Source organism: Lacticaseibacillus sharpeae JCM 1186 = DSM 20505, from assembly GCF_001436225.1.
Classification (GTDB): Bacteria; Bacillota; Bacilli; order Lactobacillales; family Lactobacillaceae; genus Lacticaseibacillus; species Lacticaseibacillus sharpeae.
In genome coordinates this window covers 1-20,280 of sequence record NZ_AYYO01000040.1, presented here as the reverse complement: position 1 = coordinate 20,280, position 20,280 = coordinate 1, and the positions used below count along the sequence as shown (strand labels likewise).

Here is a 20,280-nt window from a genome sequence, read left to right as displayed (position 1 = left end):
CAGTACTAATCGGTCGAGGACTTAACCAAGTGGTTTTACAAATACGGTTCAACGCAGTAAAATGATGATATCCAGTTTTGAGGGCGTAAGTTGCTATTTCTCTTAGTGAGCGAAGCGAACTTAGAGAAATGCACAAACACGGCTTTGCTGCGTTTGTTCCTCAACTAAATAGAGTGTGGTGGCGATGGCAAGAAGGATACACCTGTTCCCATGCCGAACACAGAAGTTAAGCTTCTTAACGCCGATAGTAGTTGGTGGGAAACTGCCTGCGAGGGTAGGAAGCTGCCACGCTCAGATGAAAGACTCAAGCCTTGTGCTTGAGTTTTTTTGTGCCGTCAGTTTTTGGCCAAAGCAAAACCGCACTACATTAACCAAACGTTGATGCAGTGCGGTTGATTGGTTATCTACGGTTTAGAAGTAGTCGACCAGAGCGGGCGTGATGTTGGTGCCTAGCTGGTTCAGGACCGCTACTGCTGCGCTGGTGGCGGTTAGTTCACCGGTTCGAAGTAGATTCGTGGTGCTTTGAACGCCAAAGATTAACTTCGTCGCGGTTTGGATGGTCATGCGGGCGTCGGCGTTGGGCATTGGCTCGGCAGCAATCCGTTCGGGACCGCTGGCGCTGATACTCCAGGTGCCCTGGTTGGCGGTTAGCAGCGGATCTTCGATGGCGATGGTGATGGCCGTTTCTGGTAAACGTAGCGGCAGCCGGTTCAACACATCCTGCAGGTTCACGATGCGGGCCATCATGTACGGCACAACCGTGGCGGTCGCGATGCCGGGTTCTGGCAGCAGGTCGCCCGTGTAGTCGGTACTTGGCGCTTCATAAACGATGCGGGCGAAGCTGTTACCGTGCTTCAAGATGAATTGGCGCAGAGCGAGGTATTCGGCTTGCGTTGGGGCAATAAATTCCTTAATGGTGAGGGTGGAGGCGGTCCGTTCATAAATGACGTAGCCGGTTGCGAGACCATTTTCGGCGGTATAGATGCCTACATCCCAATCATTCTTCAGTACGAGGTAATCCCACCACCAATCGGCGCGCACTAAACCACCTTGGGTCGGCTGGTTGGCTGTGTAGACAGCCTTGGCTACATCCAGGTTGTCCTGGAGGCGCCCGCGGGTAATCTTACCAGCGGGCGTATAGGCGGTCTTAAAGCGGGGCAACGTACTTGTGTTCAGTTCATAGTGGATCTGGTTGAATACTTGCTCGTAGCCAAAACGGCGGTAGTAGCTGAACGCAAACGGGGCGAGGTACGACAAGGACGTGCCCTCAGCGTACATGTCTTGGAGCGCTGCCGTCATCAATGTGCCCGCACCGCCGCGGCCCGAGAACTCAGGGGCCGAGCAGACGACGCCGATACCGCGCATCTTGAACTCTTGCCCGGCAAAATTGACCGTAAACGGCAGGCTGTAAAGGGCACTCACTAGCTGCCCGCCGGCATGGATGCCGTAGTCGGTGGCGTGATTGAATCGTGCATCGAAAAATTCATGCCGCTGCACGGAGTCTTGCTTGTTGAACGCGTACAAGTATAGTTGGTAAAACGCGTCCCGGTCGGCTGGTGCACTGATTTGAAAATTTTCCACAAATACCCCTCCAATTAATGTTTCCGCTATCATTTTCATTTTACCGCACTTGGGTACCTGGTTGGGCAGAAAATGGCAAACAGGTGTTGCTGGAACGGGTAACAGTGCGGAATTCCCCGCGAAAAAACCGGTGCGGCCTGTGTTCATCGCGGATGGCTTTGTTATAATAAGTGAGATTAAAAATTCGGAGGGCCATTATGCCACGCAAAGTTACTGCAGATAATTTAGAAGAATTAACTAGCCACGGCACCGTGGTGATGGATATTTGGGCGCCTTGGTGCGGCCCGTGCAAGATTCTGAGCCCGATGCTTGCGGAACTGGAGCAGGAATTGGACGGACTCACCGTCATTAAGCAGAATGTGGATGAGGATAAGTCGATTGCGGCCAAGTACGGTGTGCAGTCGGTACCGACAATGGTGATTTTCCAAAACGGGAAGGCTGTTGAAAAGGTCACTGGAGCTTTTCCTAAGGCTAAATTGCGCCGGTATTTGGAAGGTGTGTTAGCGCGCACGGCGGAATGATTTTTTTAATGCGGGTCGAATAGCGACGCGCTGATGGGGTGACGACGTGGATCGGAATGAATTGCTGGATACGTGTCTACTGGCGGGGCGCATCATGATTGAGGGCGGGAGCGAAATGTACCGCGTTGAAGATACCATGACGCGAATTTTGAATAATGCGGGTGAAAACGATGCGGTGATCTTCTCCACGCCGACCGGGATTTTCGCCAGTATTCGCAACCAACCGTACATGCAGCTGCGGCAGATTAACGTACGCGACATCGACATGGAGCGGATTGCGCGGGTGAATCAGCTGTCACGCGAGTTTGCCGAGAAGAAGCTCACGCTCAGTGAATTGCACACACGGCTGGCGAATCTCGACAACAACATTCCGTACTTCCCAATGTGGATGCAAATCGTCGGGGCGGCGGTGCTGTCCGCGCTGCTGATGGTGGTGTTCACCCAGCAGTACGACTGGTTCGATATTCCGCTCGCCGGCGTCACCGGGGCGATTGGGTTCGCGGTGGCGGTGTATATTCGGCGCGTGACGAACATTAAATTTGTGAGCGAACTGACGGGGTCACTGGCGCTGGCGTTGTGTGCCATGCTCGGCGTGCGGCTCGGGCTTGGCCATAACTTGGATAATATCCTGATTGGGGCCGTGATGCCGCTGGTACCGGGGGTGGCAATCACCAACTCGATTCGCGACCTTTTGGCGGGACACTTGCTGACGGGGATTGCCCGCGGCATGGAAGCCATCTTGACGGCCAGCGCGATTGGCTTCGGGATTGCCGTTGTCATTTCGATGGGGTGATGGGATGAACTTTTGGCTGCAAGCATTAATTCAATTTAGTTTTTGTTACGTCAGCACCGTCGCCTTCGCCATCTGCATCAACGTGCCGCGGCGGGGGCTGAACTGTGCGGGATTGGCGGGCATGCTCGGCTGGGTCGTCTACTGGTTCCTGTACAAGGCGGGCGTGTCGGTTATGATTGGCAACCTGCTGGGCGCCTTTGCCATCGGGATTGCCGGCATTTTGTTTGCACGGTGGAAGAAGATGCCGGTCATTATGTTCAACATTCCGGGGCTTGTGCCGCTGGTGCCAGGCGCGACGGCGTACGAGGCGGTGCGTGCACTCGTGTCCAACAATATGGATCAGGGCATTCAGCTGCTCGTGCGGGTGATTCTGGTCGCCGGCTCGATTGCGGTGGGGTTCATGCTCGCGCAGCTGTTCGGCGACATTACCCGGCCGAAATACGGGATGCACCTGGTCGAGGATGAAGCGGAAATGGAAGCTGACGCCAAGCGCGCGGAAGCAGAACACAATGCGGCCACGGATAAGCACGAAAACGGCTAGTGTGTTTGCTCCCGGCCGTCGTTTATGCTATTCTATTCCCATGCGATGAGTCGAGTAGCGCGGTTAACGCGCGAAAGTTTGCAGCCAGTACGCATCACCCGCCGGATTTGCGGGCGCTGGTGGTCCCTCTGGATTGTGGAGTCCATGGGCCCGGTTCTTCGGAACTGTGCGTTAGTCCCCGTCAGTTATGCTGGCGGGGACTTTTTTTGTGCCATTCGGGTATCGACCAAGTGTGTGCGAAAATGCATATGCGCATTTTTCACCCGCAATCCCCAATGCACCAAAAGCGAATTTAACTTAGCGATTTTGCCCCACCTGTCTTGGCACATGTGTTATGCTAGGGCAAAAGGTACATGATGTGAATTATTGGGTATTTGGGTGGGAGAAAAATTATGCGCAGACGAGTTAGCTTTTGGGGCGCGCTGGTGCTGTTTTTGCGGAATTACCTGAACTTTATGGATAACAGCACGCGGGCGGAGTATTGGTACATGGCGTTGTGGTCGTTGCTATACAATATCGTGATTGAGCTACTGATGTTTGGCCGGCTGGCGGGCATGCTGGCGGGGGGCGCCCGCCTGAGTTTCAGCGCCGTTGTCAGTGAGCTGGGGGTGCCGCTCATCATTGTGCTGGTGGTGACCCTGGCGACGGTGATTCCGACGTTGGCCTTGCACGTGCGCCGGTACCGCGACGCCGGCATTTCACCGTTGGTCCTGCTGCTGACGCTGGTGGCGCCGGTCATTTTGTGCACGGTTGCGGCGATTTCAGGCAAAACGTGGCCGCTGCTGGTGGCCGTGGTACTTGCCCTCGTCAATTTGGGGCTGGCGGCACTGCCAAGCAAAGGCCTACATTTCTAGCTATAATGGAGTTGCGTGCATACGCAGCTCTATTTTTATACGGAAAGGTGATCGACATGTTTGACGCACAGCAGTTCCAGGTTATTGCCCAGTTATCCCCACGGGCGCAGCAGGTGGTCGGGTTCATCATGTGGATGGACAGTCCGGCCCGGGAGATTGTGTTGCCGCGCAGTCAGTTCTACGCACGGCTACATTTTTACCCCCGCAACGAAAATATGATGGCCATTCAAAAGGCGGTGGCGGATGTGGTGGAAGAAGTGCGGGCTGCCCTGCTGCCACACCTGAACATTCGCATCGGCGACAACGACCTCGGCGAGCAGGAACAGCTGTTCACCATCACTTACTAAGGGCTTCAGGCTTTCTTAATACTTTGGACCGATTCATTGCGGCTGGGTGCATGGTATCGTTAACCGTGTAAGAGATTAACCGCTTGTTTGAACCAAACAAGCCCAAATCCCGCGTGCATGCCGCGCGGGGAGGAGGCAGATATGGCTATTATTACTGCAGCGATTGCAATTGGATTGATTATTCTACTCGGTAGCGACGCGCCGTTTTCCTGGTTGGTGGAACGGATTCGCTCTTAGTAAGTACAACGAGCGTGCGCGGATTGGGCGGACGCTTGCGTAAGGAGGACAACATGGCAGTTGAGTTGAGCGTTAAGAACCTGCACAAGGCGTTTGGGAAGAATCAGGTGCTAAACGGCGTGGATTTCACCGTGGAAACGGGCCACATCGCGGCACTTGTGGGGCCGAACGGGGCGGGGAAAAGTACGATTATGAAGGCGGTGCTGGGCCTGATTCCGACCAATGGTGGGGACATCACCATTCACGGCAAGAAGGTTGGTATCACCAGTCACCAGGCCCTGGATGAAGTGGGGGCGCTGATTGAATACCCCGGCATCTATCCCTTCCTGACCGGACGGCAGCACTTAGCCCTATTCGTCACGGGCACCAAGAGTCAAAAAAAGGCGAAGATTGACTGGGTCGTGAACGCGATGCAGATGGGTGGCTACATCGACACGAAGGCCAAGTCCTATTCACTGGGGATGAAGCAGAAGCTCGGGATTGCTCAGGCGCTGTTGAACCGGCCGAAGCTCGTCATCCTGGACGAACCGATGAACGGGCTGGACCCCCAGGCGGTGAAGAACCTGCGTGACGTGATTGTGCAGCTGGCAAGCGGCGGCACGAGCTTCCTGATTTCTAGCCACATCTTGAGTGAATTGGAAAAATTGGCGGATACGGTGCTGATGCTTAACGGCGGGCAAATTGTCGAACAGACCACGATGACCGCGCTGAAGGATGCCGGCACCAAGGTCTTCACCATCCACACGGTGGACGACCAGGCGGCGCGGGCGGCACTGAGCAACCAGGGGATTACCCTGTTGCCAGATGCGACCAAGATTCAGGTGGCCCTGACCAGTCAGGACGCCTTGGATCAGGCTTTGCGCGCCCTCATCAACGTGAACGTGACGATTGTTGGCGTGGATCAAGTTAAGCACGACCTGGAAGGCACCTTCCTGGACATGATTAACCAGAAGGGGGCTAAGTAATGGGAACCTTGATTAAACAAGAGCTGTTCAAGCTGACGCACAAGAAGGGCACCTGGATTGGCGCCGTGTTAGTTGTGCTCGTGCAGGTGGGGATGGCCACACTGAGTAAGTTCCAGGGCCAAATTTTCCCCGCCGACATGATGATGTCCAGCAGCTTCCTGGGGTCAACGATGGCGCTGTTCGTGCTGATTGCCAGCACCGCCAGCATCGTATCCATGGAGTTCCAGTACGGTACGGTCAAGCAGCTGCTCTACCGCAAGTTCTACCGGAGTCAGGTGTTCCTGAGCAAAATCTTCGTGGTGGTTCTCCACACCGTGCTCCTGTACGCGTTGGAGCTGGCGATGACCTTCGCGCTCAAGTTCGCCATGTTCCCGAAGATTGATTTGGCCGGCAAGATCGACAAGTTGCCGCTCTGGGAGTACGTCCTGACGATAACTGGGGCCGAAGTGATTTCAGCGCTCCTGCTGCTGAGCTTTGTGCTCCTGCTCTCGACGTTGTTTAAAACCAACGCCGCGGCGATTGCTAGTGGCTACATCGGTTATGTGGTCGTCAGCATGGCTTCCACGCTCATTCTGCTGGTAATCGACCACTGGGAATGGGTCAAGTGGAACCCACTGACGATGCTGATGCTGAACAACCAGATGACAGTGCCAAGTTATGCCGACGCGACGCACCTGACGACGCCGGAAATGGCGATCGGTTCGGTTGTGTACACGGTCCTGTTTGGGTTCATCGCCTACATGAGTTTCCGTAAGCGCAGCGTTTAAGCCGCAATCAATAAATTAGTAACGACCTAAAGTGGCGATTTGCCACGGCAAAATCCCCGGTTATGTGCGGTAAAACGCCGATAACTGGGGATTTTGCATATTCGGCTTTACCTAAGCAGAACGCATATTTATAATAAAAGTAAATATGATACGGAGGGACTACCATGACTAATCACCGTCAAACCCAAATCAAGGCCCAACTGATGGCCGCGGACACTCCGGTTAGTGCCACAACGTTAGCCAAAAAATATAACGTGAGCCGGCAAACCATCGTCGGGGACGTAGCCTTGATGCGGGCGCTCGGTGAGAAAATCATCGCGACGCCCCGCGGCTACGAATATGAACGGCCCAGCAAGAACGAGGCGCTGCTCGTCTGCAAGCACCTGCCCGTCGATGCGGCCGACGAGATGCGCCGGATTGTTCACAACGGCGGCGTGATTAAGGACGTCATCGTGGACCACCCGCTGTACGGTCAGTTGCGCGGGACACTGCTGGTGCGTACCGACGCCGACATCAACATGTTCACCGCGAAGATGAAGCTGAACAAGGGGCGGATGCTGTCCGAGCTAACCGGGGGCGTGCACATGCACACGGTGGCGTACGACCAGCAAGAGGACCTGACGGCAATCAAGGCGGCCCTGCGTGATGCGGGCTACTTAGTGGAATAGCAAAGGGGAAGAATCACCTGCACGTGTGCGGGTGGTTCTTTTTTTGCCCGCTTTTTGTGGTGGTTTCAGAAATAATCCAGATAGTGTCTTGACACTTTCCTGAAAATACGGTTAACTATGTGTATTGACACGTGTCTTGTCACGTCGATAAATTTTTCGCTATTATTGGGCGGTACCGGGTTGGTGGTGCCGCTGTGTACGCGCATAGTCGCTGGAGGATTCATTAATGGAAAGTAGTTTGCGGCGTCAAAGCGGGCTCATCACCGGTGTCGGGATTGCCTGGTTGTTTGACGCAATGGATGTTGGTTTGCTGTCGTTCATCATCGCCCAGATTGAGGGCGAATGGCACCTGTCTGCGGGCGCCGTGGGGATGATTGGGAGTGTCAGCTCGCTGGGGATGGCCATCGGGGCCGTGCTCTTCGGGGCGCTGGCCGACCGGATTGGCCGGAAGAGTGTGCTGCTGATCACCTTGCTCATCTTCTCGCTGGGCTCATTTGCGTCCGCCTTCGCCACCGGGTACGCGATGTTCATCGCGCTGCGGCTCATCATCGGCGCCGGCCTCGGGGGCGAATTACCCGTTGCCTCTACGCTGGTTTCCGAGAGTGTCCCGGTCCAGCACCGCGGCCGCAGTGTCGTGTTACTGGAAAGCTTCTGGGCCGCCGGCTGGCTAGTTTCAGCCCTCGTGGCCTACTTCATCATGCCGCAGTGGGGCTGGCGGATTGCGCTCGTCCTGACCGGGGCCACCGCGCTGTACGGCCTGTACTTCCGGGAAGGCCTGCAGGAATCGCCCGTGTTCGCGGCGGAAGGGGCCAAGCAGAAGAAGCCATTCTTCAAGGCACTGGCCGAGATGTGGAACGCCAAACACTGGCGCTCAACGGCGATGCTCTGGGTTGTCTGGTTCATGGTCGTCTTTTCTTATTACGGCATGTTCCTCTGGCTGCCAAGCGTGATGGTGCTCAAGGGCTTCACGCTGATTCACTCCTTTGGCTACGTGCTCATCATGACCATCGCTCAGCTGCCCGGGTACTTCACGGCAGCGTGGATTATTGAAAAAATCGGCCGCAAGTTGACCCTCAGCATCTTCCTTATCGGGACGGCCATCACCGCCTTTGGTTTCGGGATGGCCAATGGCGTTGTGGCGCTGGTCGTCTGGGGCGCACTGTTGTCGTTCTTTGACCTCGGTGCGTGGGGCGCGCTGTATGCCTACAGCCCGGAACAGTACCCGGCCGACGTGCGCAGTACCGGTAGCGGGATGGCTGCCGGAATTGGCCGCATCGGTGGGATTGTCGGACCACTGCTGGTCGGCAATCTGATTGCTGGCGGCGTGGGTTTCCCCGTAATTTTCGGCATCTTCGCGATTTCGCTGCTGGTTGCCGTTGCGGCGATTGCCACCTGGGGCGTTGAAACCCAGGGGAAGCAGCTGGACTAAAGTAACGTATGCAAAGCTTCGTGCCCGCGAGTTGGCACGGAGCTTTTTTGCTGCCGGACAGACGCCGAACACTGTCACAGCGCCAATACATCATGACGTGATGCATATAAACGCAATCCTGTGTTAAAGTAAGTAGGTAGAAAACGTAACGGCGTGGGTTATCCGCGCTTAGGCATTGAGGTTTAGGCGGCATGTTAGTCGCCTAAATTTCCCAGGAGGCAAACTTGGCACATTTAACTAAGCTGACTGACACATACACCCTGGCTAACGGGGTGGAGATTCCCATCGTTGGGTTTGGTACCTGGCAGACCCCAAGTGGCGACGTTGCGGAGCAGTCCGTGCGCGCGGCCATTGATGCTGGCTACCGGCACATCGACACCGCCGCCATTTATGGCAACGAAGAAAGTGTCGGGGCTGGCATTAAGAACAGCGGCATCAACCGGCACGACCTGTTTTTGACCACCAAGCTCTGGAACAACCGGCGCGACTACCAGTCTGCACTCGGCGGCATCGACGAATCCCTGCAGAAGCTCGGCACGGACTACGTTGACCTGTACCTCATCCACTGGGGGAACCCTAAGGCCAGCCGCGACCACTGGCAGGAAGCAAACGCCGAGACGTGGCGGGCAATGGAAGACATCCTGAAGTCCGGGAAGGCCCGCGCCATCGGGGTGTCCAACTTCCGCGTGAAGCACCTGGAAGAGTTGTTCAAGACGGCCACAACCAAGCCAATGGTGAACCAGCTGTTCTTGAACCCAAGTGACATGCAGGAAGAGGTCACTACCTTCAACACCAAGCACGGGATCTTGAACGAAGCCTACAGTCCACTTGGCACCGGGAAGATCTTCGGCATCGAATCCCTGCAGAAGATTGCGGCCCGCTACAACAAGTCCGTCGCCCAGGTGGTATTGCGCTGGAGTTTGCAACACGACTTCTTGCCGCTGCCTAAGTCCGTCCACGCTAACCGCATCGAGGAGAACGCCCAGCTGTTTGACTTCGAGCTTAGCCACCACGACATGGAACTGATTGACCAGCTCCACGGCGCGGCCGGTTTGGCCCAGGATCCCGACACGGTCGGCTTCTAAAACGCGAATTAACGCCGGTCCGCATGCACGCGGGCCGGCGTTTTTGGGGGCAGGGTGCAATTCGACTTAACAAATATCGGATTATTTCTGACAGCCGCCTAGTTAACCCGCTACACTTAATTTGTGTAAAAGGTTAAACACTGGCGTAACTCCCTTCATAAGTTTGCCGGTTTACACGATGAATATGGGGTCACTGCAAATGCGGTGACCTTATTTTTTTGGCAATCCGCTCACTTTTTGTTAGAATAGAAGCATTGTTTAAGTGCGGATATGCACGGAAAGGACTCCACCATGTACGAATTAACCAAAAAGCGCCGGGTAAGTGACGCGGTTGCCAAAGTTTTCCCTGAATCTGTCCTCAAGAACATCTGGGACATCGTGACGCTCATGGCCAAGAACAAGGCCCTCGTGACCTCACCCGTGGCCATCGTGTTCGCGGACGACTTCACGTATGACGAGTTCTACGCGATGTTGCTGCAGGGTGAAGCAGCGCAGGGCCAGGAATTCCCGATTGCTTACAGCGGCGACAAGCCTTTCCTCGGCCACGGCTACATCCTGATCATCAAGGATCGCCCGCGGACCGTGACGATTGAGTTCTCTGAGGTGAACGACATGGGTGACAACCCCGAAGCCGAAGAAGAAGCGGCGGTCGACGAAGATAAGTAACGATACGCGGTGTGCAGTTGCAGCCGGGGAAGGTGCAAGATGAGCGAACCAATTTTAGCGGTTGATCACCTGCAGTTTGGGTTTCATGATCGCCAGTTATTCCAAAATGTGAATTTCGAACTCCAGCCCGGCAGCATGACGTCCGTGATTGGGCCGAACGGGGTGGGTAAAACCACGCTGATTCGGCTGCTCATGAACCAGTTGCAGCCGACTGCGGGCAGCATCAACTGGCGCCAGGACCCGGCCGTGCAGGTGGGTTATGTGCCTCAGTTCCGCAACCTGGATGACGAGTACCCCTTGTCCATCCGCTCGTTCGTGCAGCTCAGCCAGCTGGGCAGCCTAACGCCGTGGCACAAGGCGGCCGAGAAGAAGAAGCTCGACGCCGTGCTGGCGGCGACGCACCTGACGCAGCTGCAGCACCGGCAGCTGGGGATGGCCAGCGGGGGCGAGAAGCAAAAGGCGTATTTGGCGCAGGCGCTGATTGACGACCCGAATTTCCTGATTCTGGACGAATCGACGGCGAGTCTGGACGTGAACATCAAGGTCGAATTGATGGACCTGGTCAAGGAACTCAACCAGACCATGAACCTGACCGTGTTCTTCGTCACCCACGACCTGCAGCTGGCCAAGCGCTACACGGACCAGTTCCTGCTGCTGGACAACAAGGTGGGCTTCCTGCAGCCGATTGCGAACATGGAGCCGAACCAGATGCCAGAAGAGTTGCGCGGGGTCGTCGAAACCCCAGAGGAGGACTAACATGTTTCATTACGCATTCATGCAAAACGCCTTCTTGGCCAGTACCTTCATCGCCATCGCTTCGGGGATTGTCGGCGTCTTCGTTTTTGCGCGCGGCACCTCATTTCTTGCGCACATGCTGAGTGAAATCGGCTTTGCGGGCGCGGCCTTTGCCGTGTTCCTGGGCATTTCACCGCTTTACGGGATGTTGATTTTCACGATTCTGTCCGCGATTACGGTTGGCCGCATGTCGAGCAAGGCGTCGCGCCGGGAAGCATCGACGTCCGCGGTCTCGAGTCTGTTTATCGGGCTGGGGATATTGTTCTTAGCCTTGTCCACATCAAGTTCAAGCTACGCGCAGACGATTTTGTTCGGGAGCATTGTGGGCATCTCCCGCGGCGAGATTCGCCAGCTGGTTTTCCTCGCGGGTTTCGTGCTGGTAACGGTGCTGCTGAGCTACCGGTACTTGGCGTTTGATAGCTTCGACGCGGTCGGGGCCAAGGCGCACCGGTTGCCAACGAATTTGATTTCGATCTACTTCCTCGTCATTCTTGCCATCTGTGTGTCCACCGGGGCGCAGATTGTCGGCAGCCTGCTGGTGTTCATCTTGCTCACCTTGCCGAGTGCGGGGGCGAAGTACATCGGCAAGACCCTGCCGCAGATGCTGGTCATCTCGGTCAGCGCCGCGCTTATCGGTGTCTGGGCTGGCCTGACGCTGGGGTACTACACGAACTGGCCGGTGACCTTCTTCATCGCCGTGGTCGAGTGCCTGTTTTACGTGGGGGCACTGACTTACCGGAACCTGACTAAATAAGCACTAATAGCGGGCCGCAGCATCATTTTCGATTCGATGCTGTGGCCTTTTTAAAAATATTTTTGTAAAGCGTTTGCATTTTTGGGGGGGCAACCTGTTACGCTTAATATATGGTAAATGGTAAGCACCATCGGCAAGCAAAGCCAGGGTGACATGATTATGTTGTTTAAGCAAATCAGTTTGGCAGTTATGACAGCAATGACCATTGGTACCGCTGCTCTACCTGCTGCAGGCGCAATGGCGGCGACGGATAATTCCGCAAACACAAGCGAAGTGTTGCGTGCGGCGGAAGCAACCGTAGTGATGTGGGAGAGCGCTAGTGGCGTTGAACACACGGTGACCATCACGTGCACGTTGCCAATTAAGAAAACTGGTTCAGGACCATTGTCAAACGGTGGAACGTATTATGTGTACGAGGATGCTAACGGCACCGTATTTGATGGCAGCGATTACGTGTAGGTGAATGTTTTATGATACGCCGAATTTGATGAAGCTCAACAATTTTGTTGAGCTTTTTATTGTTGAATTAATTGCTCATTTGTAATGAACACAATATAATCATGCTAAGAAAGAACGAGAGGAGCGATGATAATGTATGCGCAGATGCTGTTGGAGTTAAAAAAACATGCATGGTTGTTTTACACTGTCTGTACGTTGCTCTTCTTTGGGCTTGTCGGTGGCACTAGTTTGTGGTCAATGGGTGATGTGTCCAACCACTGGGTTCAATTCCAAAATGGTGCAAGGATTACGGCAAATGGGACGATAACGTCGGAAAAGAAATTATACATATCTGAACTAAAGCACAATTTAGCACTAAGTCGGCAGCATCAAGGCACTTCGAAATTCCAGGAAACGGATGCTGAGTATCGAATCCGTCAGAAAGTATTAACTGCTGTTCAAGCAAATAAATATCTATTGGCGAACCGCATCACGGCCGATGCAGAGAATAAATATCCACAACTCATTACTGGAAATCAAATTCTGCCTCATGTATATTTTTATGGAACATTTAACACACGAAAAATTGCTTTTCATTATTCTAACGAATATCTTGTTGAGCACAAATTAAATTTTGTGTGGGATATTGAAGCACTGTCATCCGTTTTAAATCGATTTATGAGTGTAATTGGATTTGGAATGCAACCGGAACCTCTATTAGTTGGTGGGTTACCAATTGGTATTATTATTTTCAGCATTATTGTTTTAACACTATTATTTTTTAAAGACGAACGTTCAGGTACTGCTGAATTCATACAATTGGTGCCAGCAAATGGATTGCGACTGTCTAGTATTCGTGCATTGACGGGTATTTTGGTGATTAACCTAGTAATTGTGTTTTCTGTTGTAATAATAGTCGCACTAATGTGTGTGTATCCTGGTCACCCATTTGGTAGTTTTAGATTTCCGTTCACTGTCTTTGTCCTCGGTAGATACATTACCTATCCGCTTGGAGTGATATGTTTACAGTATCTTCTTCTATGCAATCTCTGGTTTGTGTTAATAGCCAGCATCGCCTTTTGCCTAAGCAACCTAGTGCACAACCAACTGATTGGCATGGCGGTGGCGGCAGTTGTTGCCTTCGCGCAGCCGCTGCACCTGCTCGCCTTGCTTCCACCAGCAGCGGCGCGCCTTATGCCGGGGTATTACACCAACTTTGTCCAGATCACCCTGCACAATAACGAATTTACGGACATCAGCTTGCCGACCATCACGGCAGTCTTCCTGGTGTGGGCCGCTGTCTTTTGGCTGATTGGTAGTGCGGTCATGACGCTGCGGCAGCACAAATATATTCCTGCACTGGGGTAACTTGCTTGCTGCAATGGCTCGGCACGTAATTTTGTGTCGGGCTATTTGTTTACCATAACGTGTTGAATCCGGTGCGCTGAGGCCTTACACACTTTTTTCACAATCTGTGCGCAGTGGGCCATTTTCCGCGCGTCCCGGCCGCAACTGGTAAGTGCATGGTACAATGTAAGCGTTACGAATTGCGTACCAGAGTCAGGTTGAGTCAAGGAGGACACCATGAGTTTCTACTATTCATTACGCTACACGCTGGATCCACGGGCCAATACGGCGGCAAAGGATGCCAAGCTGCTTGAGTTTTGCAAGGCCGGGCAGATTGATAACGTCACGTTTTTCATCAATTCAGAAGAACTGAACGCCGGGCATCTGACCTTGCCGCAGTCGCAAGTGTGGCTGGATGCCATTGCGCCGGTGCAAAAGCAATTGGCGGCCATTGGTGTGACCACGAGTCTGAACCCGTGGTCGACCATTATGCATAGCGACCGTGGGCCAACCGTGCCCGCCGAGTTGGGTTTTGACACGATGGTGGATGTGGACGGCAAGCGGGCAGCAATCATGGCGTGCCCGGCCGACGAACGGTGGGTGGACTACATGGCCGCCAGCTACGGGCTGTTCGCGCGCCTGCACCCGCGGGAGTTGTGGCTCGAAGATGATTTTCGCCACTACAACCACACGCCACTGCGGCTGGCGTGCTTCTGCGACCGGCACATGGCACTGTACGCTAAGGAAATGGGCGCTGAAGAGTCGCGCAGTGAGTTCGTCACCAACTTGCTGGCAACGGGGGCACCGACGCCAGAACGCAACGCCTACCTGACCGTGGCGCGGCGGGAAATGATCCACGTGGCGCAGCGGATTGAGATGGCCGTGCACGCGGTGAGCCCGGAAACCAAGGTGGCCCTCATGACCTCGTTCCCCGACTGGCACGCCGTCGAAGGCCGCGACTGGCCGGGCTTGCTGGACGCGCTGGCCGGAACGAAGCATGAACGCATTGCCCGGCCGCATTTGCCCGCCTACAACGAGCTGGCACCGAACCACTATGGCCGCGTGTTCGAGCAGTACACACGCACCACGGCGGCGTACCTGGGCGACAACGCCACCTTGCTGCCAGAGCTAGAGAACTACATGTACTCGCCGTTCGCCAAGTCCAAGGCCTTCACCCAGTTCCAGATTGAAACCGCGGCCTTGGTCGGCGCAAAAGGCATTTTGCTCAACCTTTTTGACATGATGGGCAACGGAATTGTGGACGATTACGGCTATGCGGACATGCTCGCGCAGAGCAAGCCGTTCCTGAGCGCCATTACTGAATCGCGGCTTAAGATGTCCACGACCACCGGCATCCAGGTGCTGGTGAACCAAAACTCGGCGGCGACCCTGCACACCGAATTCGCGCCGGGCGGCATTCGCGGCGGCATTACCCCGGGGGCACCGGCACATACGCCAGACCGGGTGGAACCGGCTGACCTACTGCCGCAAGAAACCCACTGGGCGGAACTACTCAGCATGTTCGGCTTCAGCACCACCATCACCCCGTGGACAGCCGGCACGCACTTTAGCGGTCAGACTTTAGCCATTAGTGGGCAGTTCCTGCGCAACCTCGACGATGCGGGCATTACGCAACTGCTGCACGATAACCGCGTGCTGCTGGATGCCGACTGTGTCCAGGTATTGTTCGACCGCGGCTTGACCGACCTGATTCATGCGCGCTCGGCGGCGTGGTTGCCCGTGCGCAGTGGCCACCAGACCTACATGGCGATGAATGGCCACACGTATGCGGGCGTTGCGGATCCACGCACCACACTGTTGCAGCACATCGGTGACTTGCTGCGGATTGACTACGAGCCGGACGCACACGTGCAGATTTGGAGTACCGCGTACCACCAGGACGGCACCGTTGTGGGTAATGGCATCAGCGCCATTGACGGCCATATTTTCATCCTGCCGCTGAACACCGACACCAAGTACCGCTGGGAGGCCCACTACAACAACTTCGAGCAGGAACTGTTCCAGCAGCTACTCAGTGAGAATGGCGACGCTGATTTCCTGCGGGGGATGCCGAACGTCAAGCTAGTGGACACGCCGGCTGCAATGCTACTGGCGAACTTCGGCCTCGATAGCTACCCGATTGTGCGCTGGCACCCAGGACGGAAGGTGCACGCCAAGACCGCGACCATCCGGAGCCGCAATGCGGATGGCTACGTGGAAACAACCGTGCCGCTGGTGCAAGACGGGAGCGACATTACCTTCGCCGTGCCGCTGGCGGGGTTGCAAACGATGCAGATTCAGCTGCATTAGGCTGATTACGGCGAAAGGCACCCGATTTACTACCTGCTTGGTGGTGAACTGGGTGCCTTTTTGGTGCCGTGGGGGCGTAAAATGGAAGTAACAAATAATTAATGGAGGATAAACACATGCAACGAGTTGGCTTTATCGGTACCGGCGTGATGGGGACGGGAATCATCAATAATTTGCTCCAGGCGGGGTATGAAGTAACGATTTACAACCGCACCAAGGCCCACGCGCAGGGCTTAATTGATGCCGGTGCGCGCTGGGCGGGCAGTCCCCAAGCAGTCGCGGCGGATGCGCCGGTGACGTTCACCATGGTCGGCTTCCCCCAGGACGTGGAGGATGTATACTTCGGTGACCGTGGCGTGCTGGCGGGCGCGCAACCCGGCAGTATTATTGTGGACATGACGACGAGCACCCCGACATTAGCGGGCAAAATCGCGGCGGCCGCAGCGGCACGTGGCGTTACGGCCATGGACGCGCCGGTCTCGGGTGGCGACATTGGCGCCAAGAACGGGACGCTGACCGTGATGCTCGGCGGGGACAAGGCGGTGCTGTCCCAGCTGCAACCCATTTTTGACGTAATTGCTGGGGCTGTGCACTACTTCGGTGACGCGGGCAAAGGTCAGCACGCGAAGATGGCCAACCAGATTATGGTGGCGGGGACGATGACCGGGTTAACCGAGACCCTCGTTTACGCGCAAGCCGCGGGCCTGAACCTGCAGGACGTGCTGGCAACGGTTGGGGGCGGCGCGGCGGCAAACTGGTCGCTGACTAATTACGGGCCGCGGATTCTGGCGGGGGATTACACGCCGGGCTTTTTCGCTAAGCACTTCCTGAAGGACCTGCGCATTGCCCTGGATGAGGCGGACAAAATGGGCTTGGACTTATCCGCAACGCGCACCGCCAAGCAGCTTTACCAGCAGCTGGTTGATGCGGGCCATGGTGACGATGGTACGCAGGCGCTGATTAAGTTGTATCAAGCATGGACGGAAGTTGCCCACTAGCGGTAACCAAAAAGGCCAGCCCCAAGCGCAATTATCTGCGCTTGGGGCTGGCCTTTTAATATGCGCTAAATTTTACAGCTTAGCGACGAGCTGTTCGAATTCGTTCAGCCGTGCTTCGAAGACCTTGAAGGCATCTTCCAGGTAGTCGGGCTTGGTCATGTCGACGCCGGCTGCCTTCATCGTGTCGATGGCGAACTTGGAGGAGCCGCTCTTGAGGAAGCCGAGGTACTTGTCCACCGCGCCGTCCTGGCCGCTGATGATGTGGCTGGTCAAAGCGTTAGCGGCAGCGAACCCGGTGGCGTACTGGTAAACGTAGTAGTTGTAGTAGAAGTGCGGAATCCGGGCCCATTCCAGGCTAATGGCGTCGTCGCGCTCCAGAGCGTCCCCGTAGTAGCGGGCGTTGAGGTCGCCGTAGAAGTCGGACATGGTGTCGGCCGTCAGTGGCTGGCCAGCTTGGTCCTGCTGGTGAATCCAGTGTTCGAATTCGGCGAACTGGGTCTGCCGGAAGAGGGTGCCCTTGAAGCCGTCGAGGTAGTAGTTGAGCACGTATGCGCGCACCTTGGGATCCGTCTGCGTCTTGAGCAGGTAGTCCGTCAGCAGCGCTTCGTTACTGGTTGAGGCGATTTCGGCAACGAAAATCGGGTAGTCCCCGTACATGTACGGCTGGGTGCCCCGCGTGTACTCAGAGTGCACCGAGTGACCGGTTTCGTGGACCAGGGTGTACAGGGCGTCAAGGGAATCGTGCCAGTTGTGCAAGATGAAGGCGTCCGTATCGTAGGAACCGCCGGAGTACGCGCCACTACGCTTGTTCTTGTTCTCGATGAAGTCGATGACGCGGTCGTTGAAGATGTGGTGGACGTGCTTCAGGTAGTCGCTGCCCAGTGGTGCCAGTGCCTTTTCGCCTTCCGCCTTGGCTTCATCAATGGTGTAGGACAGGGGTGCTTCACCTGTGATTGGGACGTACAGGTCGTAGCTGTGGAGCTCATCCAGGCCGAGAATCTTCTTGCGCAGGGCAACGTAGCGGTGCAAAAGGGGCAAGTGCGCGTTCACCTGGTCGATGAGCGTGCTGTAGACGGATTCGGGGATGTTGTTGCCAGCCAGGGCGGCGGCACGGGCGTTCGGGTACTTGTGGGCGAGTGCGGTGAAGTTGTGCGCCTTCACCTGACCGGACAAGGTGGCCGCGAAGGTGTTGAGCATGCCGTCGTAGGCTTCGTACATGGTGTCGAAGGCATTGTGGCGGACTTCCTGGTTGCTGGAGCGGATCAGTTCGCCATAAATCCCGTGGCTGAGCTGCACGAATTTGCCGTCTTCATCTTCCACCATGCCGAATTCAATGTCGGAGTTGTTGAGCTGGTTGAAGGTGGCGGCACTGGCGTCGAGCGCGTCGCCGGCACTGGCCAGCAGCGCTTCGGTGTCCGCGTCCAGCGTGTGGTCACGCTTGGCGGTAATCTTGGTCAGGAACTGGGTGTATGGCTTGAGGTTGTCGTCCTTGGCCAGCCAGTCCTGCAGGGTTGCTTCCGGAATGGCGAGAATCTCAGGGTCAGAGAAGGCAGCCGCGCTTTCGACCTTCACGGCCAGGGCCTTCGCCTTAGCACTCATGGCCTGGTACTGGCTGTTGGCCGTATCCTGGTCACTCTTCATGCTGGCGTAGACGTAGACCTTCTCCAGCTTGCGGAAAACGCCCAGAATCGTGTTCACGCCGGCGATGAGCGCACTTGAACTGTTGCCGAGGGTGCCGGCAACTGCCTTAATCTTATCGATGTCGCCGCCAACTTCCGTGAAGGCTGCCGCCCACGCGTCGTCGGAAGGAAAAACGGAGGACAAGTCCCAAGTCAAATCGGTAGGCACGTCGCTGCGTGCGGGTAATGCTTCAACCATACAAAATCGCTCCTTTTGTGTGAAAATGGCGTGAGCGAATCACGAAAATCAGCTGTGCGCCAAATTATTTTTTACATATTTGTCCTAATCTTAGCATAACGCGCAGATTTTAGAAATTCGTAACCTACCGCTTGCTTTTTTTTGCTAAAATTCATGTCATGGGGATTTCTCTATTGGAAGGTAAATAATGAATAATAAACGCAAAAAAATTGAACGGGTGACCGGCAAGCGTTGGGTGCAGCTGATATTCTTGGCTGTGATTGCGTTCGTCTTCGTCATCGGGGCGTACGGATTCCGGATGTACTCCGACGCGCGGTCATCGGTAAACAAAAGCTATGTGCAGTTGCAGGGTAAAAAATCTGCCAGCAAGAAGGTGAAGGCGACCAAGCCCATCTCCCTGCTGCTGATTGGGACCGACACGGGCTCGCTCGGCCGAACGAACAAGCTCGGGAACGCCGACACGCTGATGGTTGTCACGATTAACCCGAAGACGAACACCACGACGATGGTCAGCATCCCGCGGGACACCTTCGCCCAGATCCAGGGCGGGGCGTACCACTACGCGAAGATTAACTCCGCATTCCTGGTTGGTGCCAGCGACTGTGCCGTCAAGACGGTGCAAAAGCTGCTGAACGTGCCGATTGACTACTACGTCACGGTCAACATGGGCGGCCTGTCCCAAATCGTGGATGCGGTTGGCGGGGTTGACGTCGACGTGCCGTTCTCCTGGAGCGACACGTACCACGACGGCGGGACCTTCACCAAGGGCCCAGCCCACCTGAACGGCAAGCGCGCCCTGCAGTTCGCCCGGATGCGCTACAAGGATCCGGACGGGGACTACGGTCGCCAGCAGCGCCAGCAACAAGTCATTTCTGCAATTGTGAAGTCCGTCTTGTCCACCAAGAACCTGACCAATTACCGGTCCGTGCTCAACTCGCTGAACGGGAACCTGCTGATGAACCTGACCTTTGATGATTTGGTCAACATCGCGAACGGTTACCGCGGCGCCATCAAGAACTTCAATAAGTCGCAGTTGAAGGAAGTCGGCGCGTACGTCGGCAAGGCGTCCTACCAGATTCCATCAACATCCCAGCTCCAGTCGGTCAGCGACGAACTGCGGACGCAGCTTGGATTGCAAACCGAGACACTGAACAACGCGAACGTGAAGGAAAACGAACAGAACGTCGCCAATGGTTTCGACTTTGGCTCCGACGTGAACCAGAACTACCACATCTACTAACTTTCTTTGATAATTAGTGGCTGGTGAATAATTTGTCCAAGTTATCTGTAACAGCTCCTTAACCCG

General features: G+C 55.4%; 20 protein-coding genes and 1 rRNA gene. 19 read left to right on the top strand and 2 right to left on the bottom strand.

Features of this window, described 5'->3' with window-relative positions:
• The first annotated feature begins 174 nt into the window (after positions 1–174).
• Positions 175–291: ribosomal RNA gene (gene rrf / locus FC18_RS08010) — 5S ribosomal RNA — on the top strand.
• A 120-nt stretch (positions 292–411) separates the two neighbouring features.
• On the opposite strand, the gene FC18_RS08005 is transcribed toward rrf, so the two are convergent.
• Positions 412–1,581, bottom strand: a complete 1,170-nt coding sequence (locus FC18_RS08005; RefSeq protein WP_056975993.1) for a GNAT family N-acetyltransferase — start codon at positions 1,579–1,581, stop codon at positions 412–414.
• A gap of 197 nt (positions 1,582–1,778) precedes the next feature.
• Between FC18_RS08005 and trxA the strand changes: the two genes are divergently transcribed.
• From trxA to FC18_RS07920, 17 genes are all read left to right on the top strand, one after another.
• Positions 1,779–2,102, top strand: coding sequence for a thioredoxin (trxA, locus tag FC18_RS08000; protein ID WP_056975991.1), 324 nt, complete (start codon positions 1,779–1,781; stop codon positions 2,100–2,102).
• A gap of 46 nt (positions 2,103–2,148) precedes the next feature.
• The gene (locus FC18_RS07995) at positions 2,149–2,895 is read left to right on the top strand and encodes a threonine/serine exporter family protein (RefSeq protein ID WP_054680286.1); all 747 of its coding nucleotides are present in this window, start codon (positions 2,149–2,151) and stop codon (positions 2,893–2,895) included.
• Between the two features lie 4 nt (positions 2,896–2,899).
• Positions 2,900–3,436 (top strand): threonine/serine exporter family protein, encoded by a 537-nt coding sequence (locus FC18_RS07990; protein ID WP_082620487.1) that lies wholly within the window; start codon positions 2,900–2,902, stop codon positions 3,434–3,436.
• A gap of 392 nt (positions 3,437–3,828) precedes the next feature.
• Positions 3,829–4,290 (top strand): DUF805 domain-containing protein, encoded by a 462-nt coding sequence (locus tag FC18_RS07985; RefSeq protein WP_054680289.1) that lies wholly within the window; start codon positions 3,829–3,831, stop codon positions 4,288–4,290.
• Between the two features lie 56 nt (positions 4,291–4,346).
• Positions 4,347–4,637 carry a hypothetical protein gene (locus tag FC18_RS07980; RefSeq protein ID WP_054680293.1) on the top strand — a complete coding sequence of 97 codons (291 nt, stop codon included), beginning with the start codon at positions 4,347–4,349 and terminating at the stop codon, positions 4,635–4,637.
• 290 nt (positions 4,638–4,927) lie between these two features.
• Complete coding sequence (locus FC18_RS07975) at positions 4,928–5,839, top strand: ABC transporter ATP-binding protein (RefSeq protein ID WP_056975989.1); 912 nt, start codon at positions 4,928–4,930, stop codon at positions 5,837–5,839.
• Positions 5,839–6,606 (top strand): ABC transporter permease, encoded by a 768-nt coding sequence (locus FC18_RS07970; protein ID WP_054680295.1) that lies wholly within the window; start codon positions 5,839–5,841, stop codon positions 6,604–6,606. Before FC18_RS07975 ends, FC18_RS07970 begins: the two co-directional genes overlap by 1 nt.
• Before the next feature lie 164 nt (positions 6,607–6,770).
• Complete coding sequence (locus FC18_RS07965) at positions 6,771–7,274, top strand: transcription repressor NadR (protein WP_056975988.1); 504 nt, start codon at positions 6,771–6,773, stop codon at positions 7,272–7,274.
• Positions 7,275–7,500: 226 nt separating this feature from the next.
• The gene (locus tag FC18_RS07960; protein WP_054680297.1) at positions 7,501–8,703 is read left to right on the top strand and encodes an MFS transporter; all 1,203 of its coding nucleotides are present in this window, start codon (positions 7,501–7,503) and stop codon (positions 8,701–8,703) included.
• A gap of 224 nt (positions 8,704–8,927) precedes the next feature.
• Positions 8,928–9,788 (top strand): aldo/keto reductase, encoded by an 861-nt coding sequence (locus FC18_RS07955; protein ID WP_054680299.1) that lies wholly within the window; start codon positions 8,928–8,930, stop codon positions 9,786–9,788.
• A gap of 291 nt (positions 9,789–10,079) precedes the next feature.
• The gene (locus tag FC18_RS07950; protein WP_054680303.1) at positions 10,080–10,454 is read left to right on the top strand and encodes a hypothetical protein; all 375 of its coding nucleotides are present in this window, start codon (positions 10,080–10,082) and stop codon (positions 10,452–10,454) included.
• A gap of 39 nt (positions 10,455–10,493) precedes the next feature.
• Entirely contained in the window at positions 10,494–11,210 is a 717-nt protein-coding gene (locus tag FC18_RS07945; RefSeq protein WP_056975986.1) for a metal ABC transporter ATP-binding protein, read from the top strand.
• A 1-nt stretch (position 11,211) separates the two neighbouring features.
• Positions 11,212–12,003 (top strand): metal ABC transporter permease, encoded by a 792-nt coding sequence (locus tag FC18_RS07940; RefSeq protein WP_054680307.1) that lies wholly within the window; start codon positions 11,212–11,214, stop codon positions 12,001–12,003.
• Between the two features lie 159 nt (positions 12,004–12,162).
• The gene (locus tag FC18_RS07935; RefSeq protein WP_156660898.1) at positions 12,163–12,462 is read left to right on the top strand and encodes a hypothetical protein; all 300 of its coding nucleotides are present in this window, start codon (positions 12,163–12,165) and stop codon (positions 12,460–12,462) included.
• A 132-nt stretch (positions 12,463–12,594) separates the two neighbouring features.
• The gene (locus FC18_RS07930) at positions 12,595–13,809 is read left to right on the top strand and encodes a hypothetical protein (protein ID WP_056975984.1); all 1,215 of its coding nucleotides are present in this window, start codon (positions 12,595–12,597) and stop codon (positions 13,807–13,809) included.
• 216 nt (positions 13,810–14,025) lie between these two features.
• Positions 14,026–16,098: a hypothetical protein gene (locus FC18_RS07925; RefSeq protein ID WP_054680316.1), complete on the top strand. Its 2,073-nt coding sequence runs from the start codon at positions 14,026–14,028 to the stop codon at positions 16,096–16,098.
• Between the two features lie 116 nt (positions 16,099–16,214).
• Positions 16,215–17,096 carry an NAD(P)-dependent oxidoreductase gene (locus FC18_RS07920; protein ID WP_056975982.1) on the top strand — a complete coding sequence of 294 codons (882 nt, stop codon included), beginning with the start codon at positions 16,215–16,217 and terminating at the stop codon, positions 17,094–17,096.
• 72 nt (positions 17,097–17,168) lie between these two features.
• On the opposite strand, the gene pepF is transcribed toward FC18_RS07920, so the two are convergent.
• Complete coding sequence (gene pepF, locus FC18_RS07915; protein WP_054680319.1) at positions 17,169–18,974, bottom strand: oligoendopeptidase F; 1,806 nt, start codon at positions 18,972–18,974, stop codon at positions 17,169–17,171.
• A 187-nt stretch (positions 18,975–19,161) separates the two neighbouring features.
• Here pepF and FC18_RS07910 point away from each other — a divergent pair, with 187 nt between their 5' ends.
• Positions 19,162–20,214: an LCP family protein gene (locus FC18_RS07910; RefSeq protein WP_056975980.1), complete on the top strand. Its 1,053-nt coding sequence runs from the start codon at positions 19,162–19,164 to the stop codon at positions 20,212–20,214.
• Positions 20,215–20,280 lie beyond the last annotated feature (66 nt).

What these genes read in the sequence shown, in the direction of transcription:
- FC18_RS07945 (WP_056975986.1), top strand. Translation starts at nt 10,494, where the DNA reads ATGAGCGAACCAATTTTAGCGGTTGATCACCTGCAGTTTGGGTTTCAT.
- FC18_RS07990 (WP_082620487.1), top strand. Translation starts at nt 2,900, where the DNA reads ATGAACTTTTGGCTGCAAGCATTAATTCAATTTAGTTTTTGTTACGTC.
- FC18_RS07940 (WP_054680307.1), top strand. Translation starts at nt 11,212, where the DNA reads ATGTTTCATTACGCATTCATGCAAAACGCCTTCTTGGCCAGTACCTTC.
- FC18_RS07970 (WP_054680295.1), top strand. Translation starts at nt 5,839, where the DNA reads ATGGGAACCTTGATTAAACAAGAGCTGTTCAAGCTGACGCACAAGAAG.
- FC18_RS07950 (WP_054680303.1), top strand. Translation starts at nt 10,080, where the DNA reads ATGTACGAATTAACCAAAAAGCGCCGGGTAAGTGACGCGGTTGCCAAA.
- FC18_RS07920 (WP_056975982.1), top strand. Translation starts at nt 16,215, where the DNA reads ATGCAACGAGTTGGCTTTATCGGTACCGGCGTGATGGGGACGGGAATC.
- FC18_RS07980 (WP_054680293.1), top strand. Translation starts at nt 4,347, where the DNA reads ATGTTTGACGCACAGCAGTTCCAGGTTATTGCCCAGTTATCCCCACGG.
- FC18_RS07925 (WP_054680316.1), top strand. Translation starts at nt 14,026, where the DNA reads ATGAGTTTCTACTATTCATTACGCTACACGCTGGATCCACGGGCCAAT.
- FC18_RS07935 (WP_156660898.1), top strand. Translation starts at nt 12,163, where the DNA reads ATGTTGTTTAAGCAAATCAGTTTGGCAGTTATGACAGCAATGACCATT.
- trxA (WP_056975991.1), top strand. Translation starts at nt 1,779, where the DNA reads ATGCCACGCAAAGTTACTGCAGATAATTTAGAAGAATTAACTAGCCAC.
- FC18_RS07960 (WP_054680297.1), top strand. Translation starts at nt 7,501, where the DNA reads ATGGAAAGTAGTTTGCGGCGTCAAAGCGGGCTCATCACCGGTGTCGGG.
- FC18_RS07975 (WP_056975989.1), top strand. Translation starts at nt 4,928, where the DNA reads ATGGCAGTTGAGTTGAGCGTTAAGAACCTGCACAAGGCGTTTGGGAAG.
- FC18_RS07985 (WP_054680289.1), top strand. Translation starts at nt 3,829, where the DNA reads ATGCGCAGACGAGTTAGCTTTTGGGGCGCGCTGGTGCTGTTTTTGCGG.
- FC18_RS07965 (WP_056975988.1), top strand. Translation starts at nt 6,771, where the DNA reads ATGACTAATCACCGTCAAACCCAAATCAAGGCCCAACTGATGGCCGCG.
- FC18_RS07930 (WP_056975984.1), top strand. Translation starts at nt 12,595, where the DNA reads ATGTATGCGCAGATGCTGTTGGAGTTAAAAAAACATGCATGGTTGTTT.
- FC18_RS07910 (WP_056975980.1), top strand. Translation starts at nt 19,162, where the DNA reads ATGAATAATAAACGCAAAAAAATTGAACGGGTGACCGGCAAGCGTTGG.
- pepF (WP_054680319.1), bottom strand. Translation starts at nt 18,974, where the DNA reads ATGGTTGAAGCATTACCCGCACGCAGCGACGTGCCTACCGATTTGACT.